19 protein-coding genes and 1 tRNA gene are annotated in these 19,867 nt (G+C 62.6%); 8 read left to right on the top strand and 12 right to left on the bottom strand.

Annotated elements, in window-relative coordinates; all coding sequences use genetic code 11:
* Positions 1-110: 110 nt before the first annotated feature.
* Positions 111-308, top strand: coding sequence for a DUF5800 family protein (locus ACSFC5_RS06130; protein WP_440764358.1), 198 nt, complete (start codon positions 111-113; stop codon positions 306-308).
* 46 nt (positions 309-354) lie between these two features.
* Here ACSFC5_RS06130 and ACSFC5_RS06135 read toward each other — a convergent pair whose 3' ends face one another.
* Positions 355-1,305 carry an AAA family ATPase gene (locus ACSFC5_RS06135; RefSeq protein WP_440764359.1) on the bottom strand — a complete coding sequence of 317 codons (951 nt, stop codon included), beginning with the start codon at positions 1,303-1,305 and terminating at the stop codon, positions 355-357.
* Between the two features lie 117 nt (positions 1,306-1,422).
* Here ACSFC5_RS06135 and ACSFC5_RS06140 point away from each other — a divergent pair.
* A tRNA-Ser gene (locus ACSFC5_RS06140) sits at positions 1,423-1,507 on the top strand.
* A gap of 283 nt (positions 1,508-1,790) precedes the next feature.
* Here the strand turns inward: ACSFC5_RS06140 and ACSFC5_RS06145 are convergent.
* Entirely contained in the window at positions 1,791-2,201 is a 411-nt protein-coding gene (locus ACSFC5_RS06145; protein ID WP_440764360.1) for a nuclear transport factor 2 family protein, read from the bottom strand.
* 74 nt (positions 2,202-2,275) lie between these two features.
* Positions 2,276-3,427 carry a PAS domain-containing sensor histidine kinase gene (locus ACSFC5_RS06150; RefSeq protein WP_440764361.1) on the bottom strand — a complete coding sequence of 384 codons (1,152 nt, stop codon included), beginning with the start codon at positions 3,425-3,427 and terminating at the stop codon, positions 2,276-2,278.
* Positions 3,428-3,692: 265 nt separating this feature from the next.
* Between ACSFC5_RS06150 and ACSFC5_RS06155 the strand changes: the two genes are divergently transcribed.
* The gene (locus tag ACSFC5_RS06155) at positions 3,693-5,339 is read left to right on the top strand and encodes a 4Fe-4S ferredoxin N-terminal domain-containing protein (RefSeq protein ID WP_440764362.1); all 1,647 of its coding nucleotides are present in this window, start codon (positions 3,693-3,695) and stop codon (positions 5,337-5,339) included.
* 54 nt (positions 5,340-5,393) lie between these two features.
* A complete protein-coding gene (locus ACSFC5_RS06160) occupies positions 5,394-5,597 on the top strand; it encodes a hypothetical protein (protein ID WP_440764363.1) in 204 nt (67 codons plus the stop codon).
* Positions 5,598-5,647: 50 nt separating this feature from the next.
* Here the strand turns inward: ACSFC5_RS06160 and ACSFC5_RS06165 are convergent, their stop codons facing one another.
* Positions 5,648-7,174 carry a (R)-citramalate synthase gene (locus ACSFC5_RS06165; protein WP_440764364.1) on the bottom strand — a complete coding sequence of 509 codons (1,527 nt, stop codon included), beginning with the start codon at positions 7,172-7,174 and terminating at the stop codon, positions 5,648-5,650.
* A 245-nt stretch (positions 7,175-7,419) separates the two neighbouring features.
* Between ACSFC5_RS06165 and hpt the strand changes: the two genes are divergently transcribed.
* Positions 7,420-7,980, top strand: coding sequence for a hypoxanthine/guanine phosphoribosyltransferase (gene hpt, locus ACSFC5_RS06170; RefSeq protein WP_440764365.1), 561 nt, complete (start codon positions 7,420-7,422; stop codon positions 7,978-7,980).
* 13 nt (positions 7,981-7,993) lie between these two features.
* Here the strand turns inward: hpt and ACSFC5_RS06175 are convergent, their stop codons facing one another.
* Together ACSFC5_RS06175 and ACSFC5_RS06180 are read right to left on the bottom strand one after the other, a co-directional pair.
* A complete protein-coding gene (locus ACSFC5_RS06175; RefSeq protein ID WP_440764366.1) occupies positions 7,994-8,386 on the bottom strand; it encodes a DUF192 domain-containing protein in 393 nt (130 codons plus the stop codon).
* Between the two features lie 120 nt (positions 8,387-8,506).
* Entirely contained in the window at positions 8,507-11,068 is a 2,562-nt protein-coding gene (locus ACSFC5_RS06180; RefSeq protein WP_440764367.1) for a methyl-accepting chemotaxis protein, read from the bottom strand.
* Positions 11,069-11,242: 174 nt separating this feature from the next.
* Here ACSFC5_RS06180 and ACSFC5_RS06185 point away from each other — a divergent pair, with 174 nt between their 5' ends.
* Positions 11,243-11,782 (top strand): DUF7097 family protein, encoded by a 540-nt coding sequence (locus ACSFC5_RS06185; protein WP_440764368.1) that lies wholly within the window; start codon positions 11,243-11,245, stop codon positions 11,780-11,782.
* Between the two features lie 24 nt (positions 11,783-11,806).
* On the opposite strand, the gene ppc is transcribed toward ACSFC5_RS06185, so the two are convergent.
* Positions 11,807-14,497, bottom strand: coding sequence for a phosphoenolpyruvate carboxylase (gene ppc, locus ACSFC5_RS06190; protein WP_440764369.1), 2,691 nt, complete (start codon positions 14,495-14,497; stop codon positions 11,807-11,809).
* Between the two features lie 385 nt (positions 14,498-14,882).
* On the opposite strand from ppc, the gene ACSFC5_RS06195 reads away from it, so the two are divergent.
* Positions 14,883-15,722, top strand: coding sequence for an IS5 family transposase (locus tag ACSFC5_RS06195; RefSeq protein WP_440765026.1), 840 nt, complete (start codon positions 14,883-14,885; stop codon positions 15,720-15,722).
* Positions 15,723-15,775: 53 nt separating this feature from the next.
* On the opposite strand, the gene ACSFC5_RS06200 is transcribed toward ACSFC5_RS06195, so the two are convergent.
* From ACSFC5_RS06200 to ACSFC5_RS06220, 5 genes are all read right to left on the bottom strand, one after another.
* Positions 15,776-16,138, bottom strand: coding sequence for a HalOD1 output domain-containing protein (locus ACSFC5_RS06200; RefSeq protein WP_440764370.1), 363 nt, complete (start codon positions 16,136-16,138; stop codon positions 15,776-15,778).
* Positions 16,131-16,571 carry a DUF7344 domain-containing protein gene (locus ACSFC5_RS06205; RefSeq protein WP_440764371.1) on the bottom strand — a complete coding sequence of 147 codons (441 nt, stop codon included), beginning with the start codon at positions 16,569-16,571 and terminating at the stop codon, positions 16,131-16,133. The genes ACSFC5_RS06200 and ACSFC5_RS06205 overlap by 8 nt, the downstream gene beginning before the upstream one ends.
* A 311-nt stretch (positions 16,572-16,882) precedes the next feature.
* Positions 16,883-17,128 (bottom strand): DUF7861 family protein, encoded by a 246-nt coding sequence (locus ACSFC5_RS06210; protein WP_440764372.1) that lies wholly within the window; start codon positions 17,126-17,128, stop codon positions 16,883-16,885.
* Positions 17,129-17,197: 69 nt separating this feature from the next.
* Positions 17,198-18,010: an ABC transporter permease gene (locus ACSFC5_RS06215; RefSeq protein WP_440764373.1), complete on the bottom strand. Its 813-nt coding sequence runs from the start codon at positions 18,008-18,010 to the stop codon at positions 17,198-17,200.
* Entirely contained in the window at positions 18,007-19,125 is a 1,119-nt protein-coding gene (locus ACSFC5_RS06220) for an ABC transporter ATP-binding protein (RefSeq protein WP_440764374.1), read from the bottom strand. The genes ACSFC5_RS06215 and ACSFC5_RS06220 overlap by 4 nt, the downstream gene beginning before the upstream one ends.
* 186 nt (positions 19,126-19,311) lie before the next feature.
* Here ACSFC5_RS06220 and ACSFC5_RS06225 point away from each other — a divergent pair, with 186 nt between their 5' ends.
* A complete protein-coding gene (locus tag ACSFC5_RS06225) occupies positions 19,312-19,638 on the top strand; it encodes a TRAM domain-containing protein (protein WP_440764375.1) in 327 nt (108 codons plus the stop codon).
* Positions 19,639-19,867 lie beyond the last annotated feature (229 nt).

Genomic DNA, 19,867 nt, shown 5'->3' on the forward strand with positions numbered 1-19,867 from the left:
GTTATCCGGTAATAAATCTCGCGCGTCGTCCGCCGTCCGTCTGACGCGCGTCTCACGCCTGTCGGATGCAGTCGCCTCGCTTTTATGGCCCCCACCGCCTACACTCGCATATGACTACACTTGCGTTCGACGACGAGGGCGTCGACGTCGTCTACGAAGGAACCGAATTTCGCCTCGAGAAGGACCTCATCGAAGAGGCCACGGAGAAGTCCTACTACGACGTGACCGACCACGAAGTGCTCAAGATCGTCGCCGAGCAGCCGAACCTCAAGGGCGAACCGCGGCGCGTCGGCGATATTCTCGACTGAAGCCGTCGGATTCGGGGCGTCGTCGCGTTCAGATTTAGGGACCCCCTCAGTCGATCGTCGGCACCGGCACCGACTCGAGGACGCGCTCGACGATCCGCCCCTTGTCGGCGTCGTTGACCGTCGCGTCGGGCGTTAACACCAGTCGATGCGCCAGCACCGGCTTCGCGACGCGCTTGATGTCGTCTGGAGTGACGTACTCCCGGCCCGTGACGACGGCGTACGCGCGGGCGGCCTCGAACAGCCGTTGGGTTCCACGCGGGGAGACGCCAGTCTCGACGCGGCCGTCGGTTCGGGTCTCTCGGGCCAGCGTCGCGATGTACTCGAGCAGATCATCGTCGACCCGAACGGTCTCGGGGACCCGTCGCAACTGCGCGACTTGTTCGGGCTCGAGGACCGGATCGACCGACGGACTGCCGGTCTCGCGACTCGCGCGGCGGCGGAGTAGTTCGACCTCGCCGGCCTCGTCGGGATACCCCATCGCCGTCTTGACGAGGAAGCGATCGACCTGGGCCTCCGGCAGGGGGAACGTCCCCTCCTGCTCGACGGGGTTCTGGGTCGCGATGACGAAGAAGGGATCCGGGAGCGGGCGCGTTTCGCCGTCGACCGTAACCTGACCCTCCTCCATGGCCTCGAGCAGCGCGGCCTGCGTTTTCGGCGGCGCGCGGTTGATCTCGTCGGCCAGCACGATGTTGGCGAAGATCGGGCCCGCCGAGAACTCGAACTCGCGGTCCTGTTCGTTGAAGATGTGCGTGCCGGTGACGTCCGACGGGAGCAGATCGGGCGTGAACTGGATCCGCGAAAACGAGAGCCCCAGCGCGCTCGCGACGGTCCGGGCCGTCAGCGTCTTCCCTGTTCCCGGTACGTCCTCGACGAGCACGTGGCCGCGGCCGACGACGCCGAGGAGGATCTCCTCGAGAAAGGCGCGATCACAGATGACGGCGTCGCCGATCGCCTCGAGGACGGCCTCGCAGTCGGCGGTTGCCTGAGTTCCGTTCATAGCTCACGGGTCGCAGGCTCGTGTCAAATGGATTTCGCTCTCGAGGGACGAGAGTCGGTCACACTCGGGGAGAAAAATCGAAACGGGTAAAAACGTCTCCCGGGTAGGTAGAGATGAGCCGAGATAGCCTAGCCCGGCCAAGGCGGTAGATTCGAAATCTACTGTCCTCACGGACTCGGGAGTTCAAATCTCCCTCTCGGCGTTTTCAGCAGCACAAAACGGTGAGCGAAGCGAGCCGTTCGTGCTGCTGAAAACTCGCACAGGGAGTTTGAACGAGACGAGTCGCAGCTCGCGCAGCGACCGAAGGGAGCGAGCAAGAACGTCTCGGCGTAGTTCAAATCTCCCTCTCGGCAGCCCTATGAAACGGTGTAACGATCACGATCCGAAGCGCTCGAGAATCGCGTTCCAATTCTCCAACCGATAACAGCGACCAGCATCTCCTCACTCGCGAGTTCGATCTGTCTCCAGTAGCGAACCTCACCCGATCAGCTATCCTCCTGACCGGCGTAGATGGCTTCCCACGTGACGTCTGCGGATTGCTGAACAGGTTCTAAGTAGATTCGACCCCACTGGATACGGTCTCCGACGATTCTCTTGATGACGACTCCGCGAACGTCCAGTTCCTCGTCAGTCTGTGTACCGTGCATTCGCAGCTCTATCCAGGCAGTGTCGCCGTCGATCGTCGTTCGCGGAAACTGCACCGCCAGATCGGGGGTGGTCTCGAACAGCTGTACCCAGTTCGCCCGAACCTGCGCACGCCCGGTGAACGATCGTTCGGGGTGGGCCGGCGTTTCGCTCCGATAGTCCTCGTGGAAACACGAGACCAGTTCGTCGAGGTCGTGATCGTTCATCGCCCGCAGGAAGCGATCCACGACGTGTTTGGTACTTTGTGTCACGGAGACTCTCCACCGGCGGAGGTCATAAACCCGAGGTGGGAACAGTGAGTGAGTCGTGAGACGCGGTACGAGTTTCAATCGGCAGGCTCGTCTGTGGCGGGGAGCGTGAACGAAAACGTCGTTCCGCCGTTCGGGCCGGAATCGATCCAGATCTCGCCGCCGACAGATTCATTTCGCTCGTCTGTCGAGCCCGGCTTCACGCTGTTCGCCCGGACGCCGTGTCGTTCGACAATCCGCTCGCAGAGCGCGAGCCCGATCCCCGTTCCGGGGTGTTCTTCCTGGCTGTGCAGCCGTTGAAACACCTCGAACACCCGATCTGCGTCCTCGGGTTCGATTCCGATTCCCTCGTCGCTGACCGAAACGATCCACTCGTCGCCGTCGCGCGTAGCCGAAATTCTCACTCGAGGCGGCTGCTCGCCCCGGTACTCGATGGCGTTGTCCAGCAGGTTCTGGAACAGCTGGCGGAGCTGGCTGGCGTCGCCCGCGACGGTCGGTAACGGCTCGCTGGTGATCTCCGCGTCGGTGTCCTCGATTCGTCTGTGGAGGTCCAGCAGAACGTCGTCCAACACGGCATCGAGATCGACGGAGTCGAAGGATTCGCCGCGCGTATCGATCCGCGAGTACTCGAGGAGCCCCTCGATCATCGCACCCATCCGCTCGGCACCGTCGACGGCGTACCCGATGAACTCGTCGGCGTCCTCGTCGAGTTCGTCGGCGTACCGGCGCTCGAGGAGTCCAAGGTAGCTCGTGACCATTCGCAACGGCTCCTGGAGGTCGTGAGAGACGGCGTAGGCGAACTGCTCTAAGCGTTCGTTGGACGCCTCCAGTCGGCGCTGGTACTCGTGGCGCTCGGTGATATCGAAGTGCGCGACGGCGACGTATCGCCGCCCGCCGTCGGTAAAGGGTGCCGCCCGCATGAGGAACCATCGGTGCTCGTCGGGCGAGTGACACGGATACTCGAACTCGAACAGGTCACGTTCGCCCGCGAGAATTTCGGACAGGCCCGCGGCAACCGCCCGCGCGGTCTCCGTCTCGGCTTGTGCGGTGACCTCGAGATAGTTCGTCCCGACCGTGTCCGCCGGGAGTCCGATGTCGTTCGCGTCGCCGAACTCCCGCCACGCGCGGTTCGTATGCAGGATCGTTCCCTCGTCGTCGAGAATCGCGAAGTTGATCGGGAGCGTGTCGACCGCCGCAGGAACGAGAGCCTCCGGCCCTCGAGAGTGCATGGACGGGTCCAATCGGCCGACGGAGAAAACGTTGTTCCCGGCGGGTTGGACGAGGCACGATTTCAGGTATTTTGGCTCGCTGCAGGTACAACCGTCGGCCGTCAACCACTCCCCGAGTGCAACCGGATGATCGCCGACACTGGTGACGTGCATGTCAGTCGCAAGCACCCCGTTTATCGATGTCAGTCTGTTAGCTACGGTGCCAGTAACTAACAATGGACACGGACCGTATCTACCGCGCCGCTCGTCGGGGTGAGATGGCGCGATGAATTTCGACGATAGCGGCGAGCGCGACGACGAGGAGACGTTCCACCCGCTCGGTGAATCGTGGCAGGACGGTCTCGAGGACGCACTCGAGGACACCGAGTACGACGCGAAGCTGGGGATGGAGATGGCGAAAGACGCCATGCGCGTTACGGAGGGGACACTCTCGGAGGAAGAATTCTACGATCGGTACCACGACGACGTCGTCGAGGAGTTCGGCGAGGACGGCCGGCCGATGGCTGAGGAGATCGAGCAATCGAGGGAGGAGGGGCGGTTCGAGGAGACGCTCTCGCGGTTCGGCGTCGGCGAGGACTCCCGACGCAGCGTGATGAAAAAAATGGGGGGTGTCGGGGCCGTGGGACTCGGCGCGTGGGGCGCGACCAACAGTGGCGGCACCGAGTCCGCATTCCTCCAGGACGAGGACCAGGAGGCGGACGAGCCGGACGATACGAACGGCGACGGCGTTCAGTGGGGGATGGCGCTGGATCTCGAGCACTGCGACGGCTGTCTCTCCTGCGTCGTCGCCTGCGCCGAAGAGCACGACTGGGATCAGGGGGCGAACTGGATGTACGTCCTCGCGTACGAGGACGACACCGTCTCGTCGCCCGACGCCGACGACTTCGAGTCGACGGAGGACTTCGAGTACCTGATCCGGCCCTGCCAACACTGCACCGACGCCCCCTGTGAGAAGGTGTGTCCAACGACGGCTCGCCACACCCGCGATTCGGACGGGCTCGTTCTGACCGATTACGACGTCTGTATCGGTTGTCGCTACTGTCAGGTTGCCTGTCCGTACGGGGTCAACTACTTCCAGTGGGGGGAACCGGACGTCGACGAGAGCGAACTCGACGAAGATCACGTCTACGACGAACGCGGCCGCCCCGTCAGCGCCCGCGGCCCGCGCGGCGTCATGGAGAAGTGTACGTTCTGTCCGACCCGCCAGGACGGGTCGAAAGGCGAGGACCTGGTCGGGAGGACCGCCTGTGAGGACGCCTGTCCGCCCGAAGTGATCCAGTTCGGCAACATGAACGATCCGAATAGCGACCCGCAGCGCTACATCGAAAACACCGCCAAGAGCCGGACCCTCGTGCGCACTGCCAGCGACTTGCCGACCCCGGAGGACTTGGAAGCGGCACTCGAGGGCGAGGACGACGACCTCGAGTCCATCGTCGATGCGGTCGAGGACCTCGACGAGGAGATGGTCGGACTCCTGCTGGCGATCGCGATCCTGAGCGACGAGGAGGGACTCGAAACTGACGAAAACAGTACCCTCGTCGAACAGGAAGCGGGTGCGCTCGAACTGGTCGCGGTGCTCGAGGACCACGGCCTCGACCTCGAGGACGAGGAGCTCCTGATCGAACTCGATCTCGCCGAGGAGCCGGACGAAGACGAGGGCGAGGAGTTCGAGGGAGCGAGCGAGGCGCTCGCACAGGAGCGACTCGACACGTTCGCCGGCGATCCCGACTCGAAATTCAAGTTGCTCGAGAACATCGGGACGGATCCGAACGTCGTCTACCTCGGCAACGAGCCGGGACCGAACGCTCACCAAGTCGAGGGACCGGTGAGCTACGCCGACGTCGGTCAGACGGACAACCGAAAGGACGTTCTGGACGAGGGAACCGTCGGTATCGACGGCCCGTCGCTCTGATCGACCGGCGGCTCGACTCGCCGGCTTCATTACGACTGGCTCGAACGTCCACGTATGAACGTTCGTCAGCGGGTGATCGTCGGCAGTCTCTGGATCGGCGTCGCGGCGTTGATGGCGATCACGCTCGAACCGGGGGTTCCGTCGACGGTCGGCGAAATCGCACGGCTGTTCGTCGTGATCGTCGCGCTGTTTCTCGCCGCTATCTATTTCTTCGACCCCTGGGACATCCACGGTCGGCTGATGCCGGATCAGGAGTAGTCGAAAGCGCGGCGGACGGCGTCGTGAAAACTCGACGTCATCCTCGCTCGTCAGTCGTCCGCCGGCGTCAGCGGCCGCTCGTCGGCTGCGAGGAGTCGATCGAGTGCGTCGACCATCGCCTCCACGCTCGCCCGCGTGATGTCGGCCTCGCTGCGAGCGACGGTGACCGAACGGTCGTTGCGGACCATCGTCACTTCGACGGTGACGACGGCGTCGGTGCCGCCCGTCACGGCGTCGACGTGGTAGGAGTCGAGTTCCGCGTCGGCCATCGAGCCGAGCGCCTCGCGAACGGCCGAAACGGCAGCGTCGACCGGACCGGAGCCAGTACCACTGGCGACGCGCTCCTCCCCGCCGACGGCCAGTCGGATACTCGCTGTCGGGACGGCCCCGCCGCTCGTCGCGGTGAGGTCGAGCAGTTCGACCACGCGCTCGCGGTCGTCGCCGGTGACGTCTTCCGCGATGGCGAGCAGATCGGCGTCCGTCACCCGGCGGCCGCGGTCGCCGAGTTCGGTGACGCGGGTCGCGATTTCGGCGACGGCGTCGTCATCGGCCTCGACGCCGTGTTCCTCGAGCGTCGCCTGGACGCCCGCGCGCCCGGTGTGTTTGCCGAGTGCGAGCCGTCGCTCCCGGCCGACCGTCTCGGGCGCGTAGGGCTCGTACATCTTGTCGTCCTTGAGCGTGCCGTCGGTGTGGATCCCGCTCTCGTGGGTAAAGGCGTTCTCGCCGATGACGGCTTTGTTCGGCGCCAGTTGGATCCCCGTCGCTCGAGAGACGGTCTGTGCGAGGCCGTACAACTCCTCGAGTTCGAGGGTCTCGACGTCGTAGACGTGAGAGAGCGCAATAGCGACCTCCTCTAAGGCAACGTTGCCGGCGCGCTCGCCGAGGCCGTTGACGGTGCAGTGAACGAGGTCGGCGCCGGCGGAGACGGCCGACAGCGCGTTCGCGACGCCCAGCCCCAGGTCGTCGTGAGTGTGGGCGCTGACCGGCCCCAGTTCGGCGAGTCGGGAGACTGCTTCGGCGGTGCGCTCGGGACCCGTGTGGCCGACGGTGTCGGCGAAACAGACCCGATCAGCACCGGCGTCGAGCGAGGTCCCCATGAGTTCCTCGAGGTAGTCGAGGTCGGCCCGGGAGCCGTCCTCGCCGATGACCTCGACCCAGAGGTCGTGGTCGCCCGCGTACTCGACGAGTTCGGCGGTCTTCGCGAGGTTGTCCTCGCGGGAGGTGCCGACCTTCCCCTCGACGTGACGGTCGCTCGAGGGGACGACGAGGTGGATGCCGTCGACGTCACACTCGAGTGCGAGATCGATATCGGTCCGGATTCCGCGACAGAAACTGGTGACGCGGGCGTCGAGACCGAGGTCGGTCACGCGGGAGATCGCCTGGCGCTCGCCGGCCCCGGTACAGGCGCTACCGGCCTCGATGACCGACACGCCGGCGCGCTCGAGTGCACGCGCGATTTCGACTTTCTCGTCGGGCGAAAGCGAGACACCCGGCGCTTGCTCGCCGTCGCGAAGCGTCGTATCGAGAAGGCGGACGGTACGGTCTGGGGAAATCGTCTGCTCGGCGGAGTGAGTCACAGGTACGAGTGAAGAGTGGTGGCTTTCATCGCTGAATTTCACGCCCAGCCGGGTTGCCCCGACTTCCTCTATCCTCGGACTCCGGCGTTGAGAAGGTATCTCGTGCCATTGTATCTCCCCCTATCGAATCACGGCGACTTAACTCCGCCGGTCACGGTACAACCTGCGAGCGGGTCGTCCACGGAGTCGAGACGTAACGCCGACCCGAACACCCATTCACCTCCCCGTCGTAGCCTCACTCGAGTATGGATTCAACCCTGGAGCCGCTCGCGCGATCGCTTCGCGAGGCCCCGGTTGTCGACAGAGACGGCTACGAATACTTCGTCCACGGCGTCACCGACGGCGTCCCGCCCGTCGAGCCGTCGGTGTTGCGGGCGATCGCCGACGGCATCCGCGAGCGGGTTGACCTCGAGTCAGTCGACACGCTCGTCGCACCGGAAGCGATGGGCATTCACCACGGGACGGCGCTCTCGCTCGCGACCGACGTCCCCCTGGTCGTCGTCCGCAAGCGCTCCTACGGCTTCCCCGACGAGGTCGCCGTCCACCAGGAGACCAGTTACGGCGAGGACGAACTGTTTCTGAACGGCGTCGATGCGGGCGATCGCGTGGTCGTCGTCGACGACGTCCTCTCCTCCGGCGGAACGATCGACGCCGTCTGCGGGGCGCTCGAGTCCGTGGGTGCCGAGATCGTCGACGTCGTGACCGTGCTCCGACGGATCGACGTCGACCACGAGGACGTCTCGCACGACGTGACGAGCCTGCTCGACGTCCGGGTTCGGGACGGAGCAGTCGAGATCGTCGACTGATCGTCGGGCGGGTTCACTCGCCCTCGAGAACGAGTCGGTCGCCAGCCTCGACGTCGTCCGCAGTTCCGGCGGGGAGTTCGATGAGCAGATCGCACTCCTCTCGAGCGAAGCTCCGCCATGGCCGCAGTCGCTCGACGCGTTGGACGACGTCGTCGACGACCCAGACGGCGTCGATGGGGAAGAAGACGAACAGCATGTGTACGTCGCGAATCTTGGCCGTGTCGAACAGAAAGACGAGCGCGGAGTTGTCCGGAAAGGATCGACGAAACATCAGCCCGCGGGTCTGGCTCAGGATCGATTGCGCGAGGTCGACGTCCGTCGCCAGCACGTCCTCGTGGCTCACCGCGTCGGTCCCCGTTTCCGAATCGTCTCCGCGTTCGACCATCGAGTGGTGAACCAGTTGCACGCTCTCGGCTCCGGGTGCGAATAGCAAAAACCTTCTCGCTGGCAGTGACTTCCTTCCCACCCTGAAAATCGACCCTCTGACTCTCACACAGCCGCCGAACGAAAACGGCTCTTCGTCGACTTACTCGTCGAACGTGAAGGAGGCGTCGTCGGTCGTCTCCTCGGACGCATCCCCGTCGGTCTCGACCGTCTCCTCACCGAACGAGAACGCATCGTCGCCGGAGACTTCCCCGTCGGGTTCGTTGGAGCCGCGCTGTTCGTCATGGCCGCCGGCAGCGTCCTCGTCCGGGGTCGGGACGTCGCCGACGACGGCAGGTTCGGTGGCGGTCTCGAGGGACTCGAGTTCGATGGCCGAGGCGCTCGCGTCGGCGTCAGTTTCGAAGCGGTCGAGCGCCTCGGAGAGCGTCACCGCCTGCTGGGAGAGGTCGTCTGCCGATTCGGAGACCTCCGACAGCGCGGACGTCTGCTCCTCGGCGGACGCGGCGACGTTCTCGGCTTCGGCGGTCGTCTCCTCGGCGATCGTCGCCACCTCGTCGACCATCGCGACGACTTCCTGGGTCGAGGCCGCCTGTTCTTCGGTCGCCGCCGAGATCGACTGTACGCCGTCGTTCGTCTCCTCGGCGTACTCCGCGATCTCCTCGAGTGCAGAGCCGGCGTTCGTCACGAGTTCGTTGACCGCTTCGATTTCCTCGCTGGTCTGGTCGACTTCCTCGGCCGATCGCTCGGTCTGATCCTGGATCTCCTCGAGTCGGGTACTGATCTCTTCGGTGGCCGTCTTGACGTCTTGGGAGAGTTCCTTGACCTCGGCCGCGACCGCAGCGAACCCGCCGTCGTCACCCGCGGCGGATCTGGAGGCCTCGATGTTGGCGTTGAGCGCGAGCATGTTCGTCTGCTCGGCGATTTCGGCGATCCGATCGATCAACTCGTCGACCGTCTCGACCTCGTCCCGGAGCTGCTCGAACTCGTCGACGACGGCGTCTCGATCCCGTTCAAGTTCCTCGCAGGCCTCGATGGCGTCGTCCAGTTTCTTCCGACCGTCTCGACCGGTCTGAGCGGTTCGCTCGGCGACGTCCGCGACCTCGTTCGAGGAAGCGGCGATCTCCTCGGTCGTCGTCGAGAGATTGTTCATTTCCGCGTCGACGGAGCGGAGCGACTCGTACTGCTTGTCAGCACCGTCGGAGATCTCCTGGACCGACGCGCTGACCTGTTCGCTCGCGGATCTGACTTCTTCGCTCGAGGCCGTGACCTGTTCACTGGCGGTCGCAACGTCGGTCGCGAACCGGTTGAGGTGCTCGACGGTCGCTTCGATTTCGGTGAGCATCTCGTTGAAGTCGACGGCGATCTCCTCCATGGTCTCGTTGTCCGAGACGTTCGGGTCCATCCGAACGGTGAGGTCGCCGTCCGCAGCCTCCTCCATCACGCCGCAATAGGTCGTCGCTGCCTGTTTGAGCTCCTCGTTTATCTGCTCGACCCGTTCGCGTTCGTGCTCGGCGTCGGCCCTCGCGTCCTTGGCCTCGACGATCTGCTGTTTCAGTTCGTCGCGCATCGAGGCGAACCCGTCGTACAGTCTGCCGATATTGTCGATCCGCTTTGTCTCGAACTCGACGTCGAGATCGCCCTCCTCCATCTGTCCGACCTTTCGCGTCAGTCGGTCGATCGACGTCGCCGTACTGCGCCCCATCACCGCGCCGACGAGACCGATCATGAGGACGCCACCCAGCGTGGCCATCATTCCGTACTGGTTGACCGAGTTAACGAATCCGTAGGCTTCGTCGGTCGACGTATGAGAGAGCACGACCCATCCCGTTTCAGTCCCGTGGTACGCCGCAACGTAGCTGTCCGGATCGAAATCGTGCGGCGGCGACTGAAGCGCACTAACTGGTGGCTCGTCGAACGTCATCGATCCCGAGTGGGAGGCGTTCTCACCGGCTAGCGCCTCGTCTAAAAGCGGGTGATCATCCGCGTAGGCGTCCTGGAATCCGGAGTCGACGAACCCGTCCTGCAATCCATCCGCGCCGCCTCCAGTGAGCCTATCGTCGAGAATGATCTGCCCCTCGCGATCGACGACAACCGTCGATCGTTCGCCATCGACCGTCGCACCGAGGTCCGTCATCACGTACTCGAGTTCGAACGAGACGATGATCGCCGTGTCGTCCTGGCCACCCGTGCTGATATAGTACGAGACGACCGGCGTGTCGTCGACGGCGTACGGCTCCGTTCGTTCGACGTTCGACGCCGAGACCTCCGAGTCGATCCGGTGCGGTTCGGGGAACTCGACGTCCTCGAGCGTCGTCGCATCCTCCGTCGTCGTCGCCAACAGTTCGTGGCTTTCCTGATCGACGTAGTGGATCGCGTCGACCTGTCCCGATAACTCGAGTTGGAGGTCGTAGAGATACGACTGGATCGCTTCTTCGTCACCCGATTCGATGACGGGTGTATCGGACGTACTGGCAGTACGCCGTTCATTCTCTTCGTCCCAGTTGTCGATCGTGTTCGCCTCCTGTGCGGCGAGCGATTGTTGATCCTCCAGTGCGTTCTCTTCGACGCTGTCAGTGATCTGGGCCGTCGCGACGAACCCGATCGCACCGACGGAGAGACCGAGTAGTAACAGGGCGATACCGAACTTTAGAGCGTAACTTCGTCGAATCGTCGATGGGACGATCCGCCGTAGTGAATCGAGCATTGAGATAGAACAGTTATTATTATTCAAAAAACTTTCCTGTTTGCGCTAGTATCTCGACAGCGTACAGTAACGGAGTGAAAAATGTTGTGGCCAAATAGGGCGTGCCATTAACAGTTGTGTCGAACTGCGCTCGGAGCATTCACATCGATTCGGTCCGTACTGTGGACTCGACGTATGGAAAAAACGCCCCGTGGTACGTCCGTCGGCGTCGACGACCCGTACGAGTTCGCCGGCGTCTGTGACTATCTCACCGGCGAGGGGCAGTGTCGCTACGCGTTCGACCACTACGAGCGCGATCCCGCATTCGCCCGCGAGCGTGCGGACGATGACTATGCCTGCCCCGTCGTCGATCCCGAAACCGACGAAACGTGGGCCGACTGCCCGCACTTCCGCTCACGAAACCACGATCGGGAGTGCGTCCGCTGTGGACTCGAGGAAAAGCGCATGGCCCACGACGACGAACGCCCGCTGCTCGAGGAACATCACCTCTCGTACGCCCGCAACGGCGAGGAGCTGACCCACGAGATTACGATCTACCTCTGTCGGTGGTGTCACGCGAAGGTCCACAACTCGTGGGCCCGGATCACCGACGACGCCGCGCCGGAGCCGGACGCGATCGCCGCGCTCGAACAGCGCCGCGGGCGCGAGTACGACGAACTGGGGTTCGAATCGGCTGCAGAGCGGTACGGTGAGGGCGAAGACGGCTCCGACTGAGGGACGCCGCCACCTGACGGCTCGTTATCCCGTATTTTTCATCCCGGCTGCGATACCCTTGACCGTCAGGCGAAGCGTTCGCTCCTCGATATCGGTTCGGTGAGTTCGGTCGAGGAGGTACACCTGCAGCAGGTTCAGCGGATCGACGTAGGGGTTGCGCCGCGCCAGATTCTCGCCGAGCCAGTCGCGGGTGTGAAGGGTTTCCCGCTGACCAACCGTGGTGATCAACTCGGCCGCTCGCTCGTACTCGTCGGTCACTCGTGGGAAGAACCGACTGCGGAGGTCCTCGTCCGCCAGGTCGGCGTACTGTTCGGCGATCTCGAGTTCGGTGCGAGAGAGCGAGAGCGCAGCGTTGTCGAGCGTGGTTCGGAAGAACGACCACTCCTCGTACATCTCCTGGAGGGTCTCTATCGAGCCGCCGTCTTCGATGTATGCGTCGAGACCCGTCGCGAGGGCGTACCAGCCCGGCAGGATACAGCGCGACTGCGTCCAGGAGAACACCCACGGGATCGCCCGCAGGTCCTCGACGGTTCGCTCGCCGCTGCGCGAGGCGGGACGCGACCCCAGATCGAGGTCCTCGATGACCGTGATCGGCGTCGCCTGCTCGAAGTAGCGGACGAAGCCGTCGCTCTCGAGGAGGTCGCGGTACTCTCGGCGGGCGGCGTCGGCCATGGTCTCCATCGCCTCGACCCACTCGTCGTGCACCTCCTCTTCGGGCTGCTCTTTGGCGTACAGCCGCGCGCGAAGCTGTGCGTTGACCATCTGTTCGATGTTGCGCTCGGCGATGCGCGGGTTGGCGTACTTCTCGGCGATCGCCTCGCCCTGCTCGGTGAACTTGACCTGCCCCGTCACCGTGCTGTTCGGCAAGGCCAACAGCGCCTCGTTCATCGGGCCGCCGCCGCGGGAGATCGAGCCGCCGCGGCCGTGGAACAGCCGCATCGTCACGTCGTGATCGTCGCAGATCTCGCCGAGTCGGCGCTGGTTCTTGTACAGCGACCAGTTGGCCGCGAGGAAGCCGTTCTCCTTGTTCGAGTCGGAGTAGCCCAGCATGATCTCCTGGGTGCGTCCGCGCGCCTCGAGGGCCTGCGCGTAGGCCTCGTTCTCGAAGAGGGATCCCATGATCCGCCGGGCGCCGGAGAGGGCGTACTCCGTCTCGAGCAGCGGGACGATGTCGAGTCCGCAGTGTTCGGGCAGGGAGACGACGCCGGCCTGGTCGGCGAGGAACAGGACCTCGAGGACGTGGCTGGGTTCGTCGGTCATCGAGATGGCGTAGGTGTCGATGGCGTTGACGCCGTACTCGGTCTGCCAGTCTCCGAGGTTGGCGAACAGGTCGAGGACCTTCGTCGACGCTTCGGAGAGGTCGTCGGTCTCGGAGAGGTCGATGACGGATTCTTCCTGGAGAACCGCCTCGGTCAGCAGGTCGGCCCGTTCCGCCTCGTCCATCTCGTGGTAGTCGATTCCCTCGCGCTCGAGGGCCTCCGCGATGGCATCGGTATGGTTCTGCTGGTGTTCACGCAGGTCCAGACTGGCGAGCGAGAAGCCGAAGGTGGCGACCTGCCGCCGGATCGGGTCGACGTGCGCCTCGGCGACGCTCTCCGCGCCGTTGTTCCGCAGGCTCCCCGCGATAATCTCGAGGTCGTCGAGCAGGTCGTCGACCTCGTCGTAGCCGCCGGGGCGAACGTCACCGACCCGCTGGAGCCGCTCGCGCATCAGTTTGAGCTTCTGTCGGTAGGGCTCGTCGGGGTAGCGCTCCTCCGCGGTTCGGGCGCTGCCGGGCAGTCGCTCGCGGTCGTCCTCGAGCGAGACCAGAAAGTCGGAGCCGGGGTCGATTCGGCTCCCGTCCTGACTGAGGACGCCCGACAATCGTTTGAGTTCCTCGCGATACTTTTCGAGGATCACCGAGCGCTGGCGTTCCAGCGTGTTCGCGGTCACCTCCGGGGTGACGTAGGGGTTTCCGTCCCGGTCGCTGCCCGCCCACGACCGGAACTCGAACAGCTTGGGAATCTCGAGGTCGCCCTCGACTTCGTCGTCGATCGCGTCCGCCAGTTCGTCGTAGACTTCGCCGACGACGTCGAACAGCGTGTTCTCGAGGTACCACTGGACGTTTCGCGCCTCGTCTTCGGGTTCGGGCTGGCGATTTCGAACCTGCGGCGTCTGCCAGAGACTCGTCACTTCGGCGTCGATATCCCGCCAGATCTGGCCCTCCTCTTTCTCGGTCAACAGCCGTTCGTCAAGCGTCTCGAGTTCCGTCGAGATCGTTCGCAGCTTCGATTTGACCGTCTTGCGTCGGGCTTCCGTCGGGTGGGCCGTAAACGTCGGCTCGATCAGCACGTCGTTCAGAACCTGTTTGACGGTGTCGACGTCGCTGTTACCCAGCTCTTCGGCCGCGGTCTCGAGGCTGTCCTCGAGGGTCCCCTCGTGGGACTCCGTTCGAATCGTCCGTACCCGCTCGCGCTCTTCGGCGAGGTTGATCAGTTCGAAGTAGGTCGTAAACCCTCGAGCGACGACTCGCTGATGGTGTGGCGACAGTCCGCGGAGGTCCGCGATGAGCGCGTCGCGCGAGTCGAGTTCACCCGATCGGTAATCGATCGCGGCCTGTCGACACGATTCGACCGTTTCGAACGCCCGCCGAGAGGTCTGGTCCTCCAGGACGTCACCGAGTAACGCACCGAGCTCTCGGACGTCCTGTCTGATCTCCCTGTTGTGAAGTCGCATACCAAGAGCGTACGGCTTCTACCTCAAAAACCCCCGTGGAGGGTCCGTATCTCCCATTTCATCCTTTTCCGTGATAGTTACTGACGGTGACCGATTGGAGCGAAATCTGTCGATCACCGAGTCGACAATTTGTCATGTACTCACACCTCGGTGTAGACCGATCAGTAGCGTTCACGTACGAATTAGCAACTCGAATCCGAGTACTTTTCTCGAGACCGACAGTAGCCCGCGACGAGAGCGCCATTCAATTATTTGGAACGATAATGATGGACCAATCGACGAAACCGGCGGGATCGAATTGGCGCGCGCACTCCTCACGGGCGAATATTAGGGCCTTGTTGAAACCCTTGCGGGCAAACATGATGGGCGAGTAGTCTGAGACAGGATAGATTCCCTGCCGAAGTCACGACTTCTCCGGTTCGTTGAACGAGCTATGGTGCTGTCTCGCCGTGCTGTTGCACGGTTTTCGACACGCTATTTTCGGAAGCGGTTCACGCTCCGTCAGCACGTCGTTCTTCTCTGTCTCAAGGTGAAGAAGACGACCACGTACCGCGACCTCGTTGATGAACTCATCGAGATGCCTCGCATCCGTGACGCCCTCGAACTCGATTCGATTCCCGCACCCTCGACACTCTGTAAGGCGTTCGACCGCTTGGAGATGGCCGTCTGGCGAGTGTTACTGAACATCTCGCTCGCGGACTTGCCGCTGAACGGTATCATCGGCATCGATCCTTCGGGGTTCGAGCGGGCGCATGCATCAACTCATTATACGAAGCGAACGAATCTCACCATTCGGCAGTTGAAGACGACATTACTGGTCGATACGGCGATTGACGCCGTTCTCGACATTCACGTGACGACAACACGGAAACACGATACACAGATCGCGCCACAGGTGGTCAAACGGAATGTGGACTCAATTGAGGTATTGATTGGCGACAAAGGATACGACGACCAGAACCTCCGACAGCTCACACGTGATCACGGTATTCGACCACTCATCAAGCATCGAGAGTTCTCATCGCTCCATACGGCATGGAATGCGCGGTTGGATAGTGACCTCTACCATCGTCGAAATATGAACGAGACAGTCAATGCGGCGATCAAACAGAAATACGGTGCGTTTGTGCGATCACGCCGCTGGTGGAAGCAATTCCGCGAACTCGTCATCAAATGTGTCGTTCACAACATCGAACAGACGCTCACGTTGTTCCGTCCGTCGTAGTCACAGACGTCAGTGGCTGTAGATGGTCTGAGACAACAATCAACAGTGGTCGTTCACACCTGCTCAGGCTCAGAGAGTTCGTAAACTTTAATCCAGCCGTCATTCTTGACTTTCACGAGGTAATCGGTGTACTGGAACTCAACCGTGCCGACACCCTGTCGGGACTTCTCGCTCACGTTCGGCCCGAAGAATGCGTCTTCAATCGCTGGTACGTCCACGGTTTCGTACAGCGGTGGCGATTTCACCTCACTCGGGGAGACGCCTTCGGCTTCTGCGATGGCGTATACAATTACGGTCGTGAGTTCTCCCCGTCCATCGGGTTCGTAGTGACGCTGTCCCACCTGCGACCAGTGCTTATCAGCACTACTGGTTGGGTTGTCGTCGCTTTTGATTCCGCCGTTAGTCTTCTCACTCATCCATCTCACTCCGTGCGTGCGTTTCCTGATTCGAGTCGAGGCTGGCACCTATCCCTTCGAGGGCGATCAAGACCTGTTCGGCGTGTTCGGCGGTCGTAATCGTCTCGGTCGCCTCATCGAACGTGATTACGCTTTCGTCAACGAGTTTCGGAACATGAGCGTGGTACAGCGAGACGTACACGTCTTCACGCTGAGCCTCTGTGACCGCGTGTTCGGGAATGTCGTTCTCCCACGCAGCGATTTTCGTCGCCAAGTCGGTCAGCGACCACTCGGTGGCTTCGAGAAGGGTGTAGCACAGGTAGCGCCGTCGGGAGTGCCCTAACGCCTCGTATACCGGTTCGATTTCTAGAAAATCGGGGGACAGCAGTTGTTTGTCGGGTGGTGCGGAAACTTCGGATGTGGCTTCCTCATAGGGATCTGGTTCGCCAGCCATATCTGTAGAAAGAACACGGGGACTCATTAACGGTTCCCCCCCGGCCGAGATAGACCGGTTTATTTCCCGATCACGAGCGGTTCATGTACAGATACGAACCATTTACGAACCTGTTCAGAACATCATCTTCAGGGCGAGGTTGTCTGAGAGCAACAGTATCGAGGAGGACTCCATCAGTGATCGGGAGCCATTCACGTCTTGCAATACAGAACACCGATGAAACATATAACCGTTTGAGGGTTTCAACAGAGCCAATATTAGTTGTTTCCGTGATACATCAGCGAGGTCGATCTCGTTCCGTGTCGACCGCGTCAGCCACCGCGTTTTCGATACCATACTCGAGCCCCGATCGGCGACTCGTCCGCGTTGAGATCCAGTCTTCGCAGCACTAACTCCCGGATAGCGGCCGTGACGACGAGGTCGACGGTGTCTCCGTCGTCGACCCGCAGTTCGAAGACGCAGTGTCCGTCGCGCTCGTCGATGCGTTCGATGGTCCCGACCGACCACCGATCGACGTCGTGAGTCGGCTCTCGAGCGTGGATTCGATCGTGGTTCATGTTCGGACGGAGGTCGGGCAGGCGGTTGAAGTTACGGTGCCGGCGATGCGAGTTTGCCCGCATTGTCCGTCAGTAATCGCCGAGCACGCCGAGCCGTCTCGCTCTGCGGGTCGCGTACTGAAAGACCGCGTAGCCCAACGCCACGTAGCCGACAGCGACCGCGACCAGGAGTCCGAGTTCGGTCGGCGAAAACTCCCAGATTCGAACGCCGTCGATCATCGCCCGCTGGAGGAGTGCGCTCCCGTGAGCGAGGGGGAGAAACCGCATCCACCCGAGTTCGAACGCGGGTGCCGAAATCAGGACGATGAATCCGAACTGGAGGAGATTCAACCAGTTTCCGACCTGCTTGTAGAGCACGGTGACGCCGCCGGCCGCCAGGCCGAGTCCGAGCACTGAAACGATGCTGAGCGTCGCGATAACGACGATCGTGAACAGATTCAGTTCGAGCGTCGTCCCAGTGAGTAGGATCATCGCGATCAGAATTACCGTCGAGGTGATGAACGTCCGAACGATCTTCGCGACGCCTTTCAGCACCGCGACGGGTGCGAACCCGAACGGCGTCATCACGTGGCGCTCGAGGGTCCCCCACTGCACCTCGCTCCCGATATCGTTCGAGATGGAGGAGTACGCCCCCACCGACAGCGTCCACAGGAAGTAGCCGACGATGATCCCTTCGATCGAGTCGGTGAGCGCCTGTCCGGCGACCATCTGCCCGCCGTAGAAGAGCACCCCGAAAAAGAACAGGGAGATGACGATGCCCCCGATAGCGTTCGCCGGATAGCGCACGAAAATCAGAAACTCGCGGTAGAGCACGGCCCGCGCGAGGTGATAGTAGCCGGCCGGTCGCGGCGTCGCGTCCTCCTCCTGTAGCCGTTGGCTCATCGGTCCCTCCGATCGACCGTCGTCAAATCGACGAACACGTCCTCGAGGTCTGGTTCGATCGTCCGAACGCGCTCGAGCGTCACGTCCGCGGCGCGGAGCGTGTCCACCAACTCGTAGAACCCGTCGCTGTCCGTCGTCAGTTCGATCAGGGTGCCGCGGTCGTACGGTTCGACGCGAATCCCGTCGAATCGGCCCTCGAGGCGCGACACGATCGCCGCATTGAGATCGCGGCTCGCGATCTGCACGCGATGTCGATCCGTCCCGTCCAGCAGCGCCGCCACGGTGTCGTCGGCGATGATCGCCCCGTCGGACATGATGAGAACGCGGTCACAGACCGTCTCGACGACGTCCATGTCGTGGCTGCTGAGGATAACCGTGAGATCTTCTTCCTCGACGAGCCGTCGCAACTCCCGCTGGAGCGTTCGGGAGCTTTCGATGTCCAACCCCAGCGTCGGTTCGTCGAGAAAGACAACTTCTGCACCTCCCGCGAGAACGCTCGCCAACGACACTTTCTGCTTCATCCCGCGCGATAGCTCGCGGACGGGCACGTCCGCTTTTTCCTCGAGCCCCAACTGCGTCAGGAGCCGGTCGTGACGGTCGCGCACCGAATCCGGATCGACGCCGCTGATCGTCGCGAAGTACCGAAGATTCTCCCGAACGGTCAGCCGCCAGTAGTCGTTTCGCGCTCCCTCGAGCATCGCGTCGACGTACGCGTACGCCTCTCGAGGCCGATCGTAGACGTCGATCCCCCGTATTCGAACGGTCCCCGCGTCCGGCAACACCATTCCGAGAATCGACTTGATGAGCGTCGTCTTCCCGGCCCCGTTCGGCCCGAGTAATCCCACTATCGACCCCGTTTCGATCTCGAAGGAGACGTCGTCTACGGCGGTCACCGCCGTCGGGCCGTCACCGAATCGCTTGCTGAGCCCGGTCACGGAAACTGCGATGTCGTGACGGTTCGTTCTCGTGCGTTCGCCACTAACAGAGGCCTCGGCTCCGGTGGGGGGAGCGATGTCGGAGGGCGAGCGACTAGCGAATTCCGCAGCGATTCTCCTACCGGGCGGGGAATCAGCGACTTCTCCGCTCGTCGATCCGTCGTTGTCTCGCGCGGTCACAGTATCGGTTTAAGTGTGCTAGATACAAAAACACGAGGCCAACGGCGAGTTCGATACCGATCTGAGGCTGCAGCTGATCCATCGGCGCGGCTGCTGAACGACGCACTACTACCGGAACGAACGTATCCGTATTCCGTCCGTTGATTCAGCGGCACGTTTTTAGGAATCAGCCGTGTCGATGGCACCGTGGGACGCTATCAACCCGGGCAACACGATTCGTTTATTAGCTGTGAGACGCCTCGTTGCGGGGCAAGCAACGCTCCTGAAGGATCTCCGGAGTACGATACCGACTGCTGGCGGTGTGGGGAACCGCTCGGTGGAAAGCCCGAACCAGGAGATACCGTTCACGTCGACATCGTCGACGAGAAAGCCGACGGGACGCTCGTCTGCAAAACGGAGAGCGGATTCGTCCTCTTTCTCGAGGCGGATATCGCGGCGATCGAAGCGACGGTTCGAGTGACCTCCGTCGACGAGACGTACGGTGAAGCGGACCTCGTCGAAACGGGCTCGTAGCTGGAATACCGTTCGTGGGGAACACTGCTCCGTCACGATTCGTACCTCGCGCCGCTCGCTCACCCGTTCGTTCGCGGCTCCGAATTGCTCTACTTCGAACCCCTGAGTCGGGGACGACGTGATCGTCGTCGACGCATCGCCACCGAGGCTTGCCCGATTCGGATCCTCGAGGATCACGAGCCCGACTCCCGGCGCGCCCTCGCGTTCACCCGGTGGGACGGTCACGGAT

Origin of the sequence: Natronorubrum marinum, from assembly GCF_052040125.1 — an archaeon.
In the GTDB taxonomy this organism is placed as follows: domain Archaea; phylum Halobacteriota; class Halobacteria; order Halobacteriales; family Natrialbaceae; genus Natronorubrum.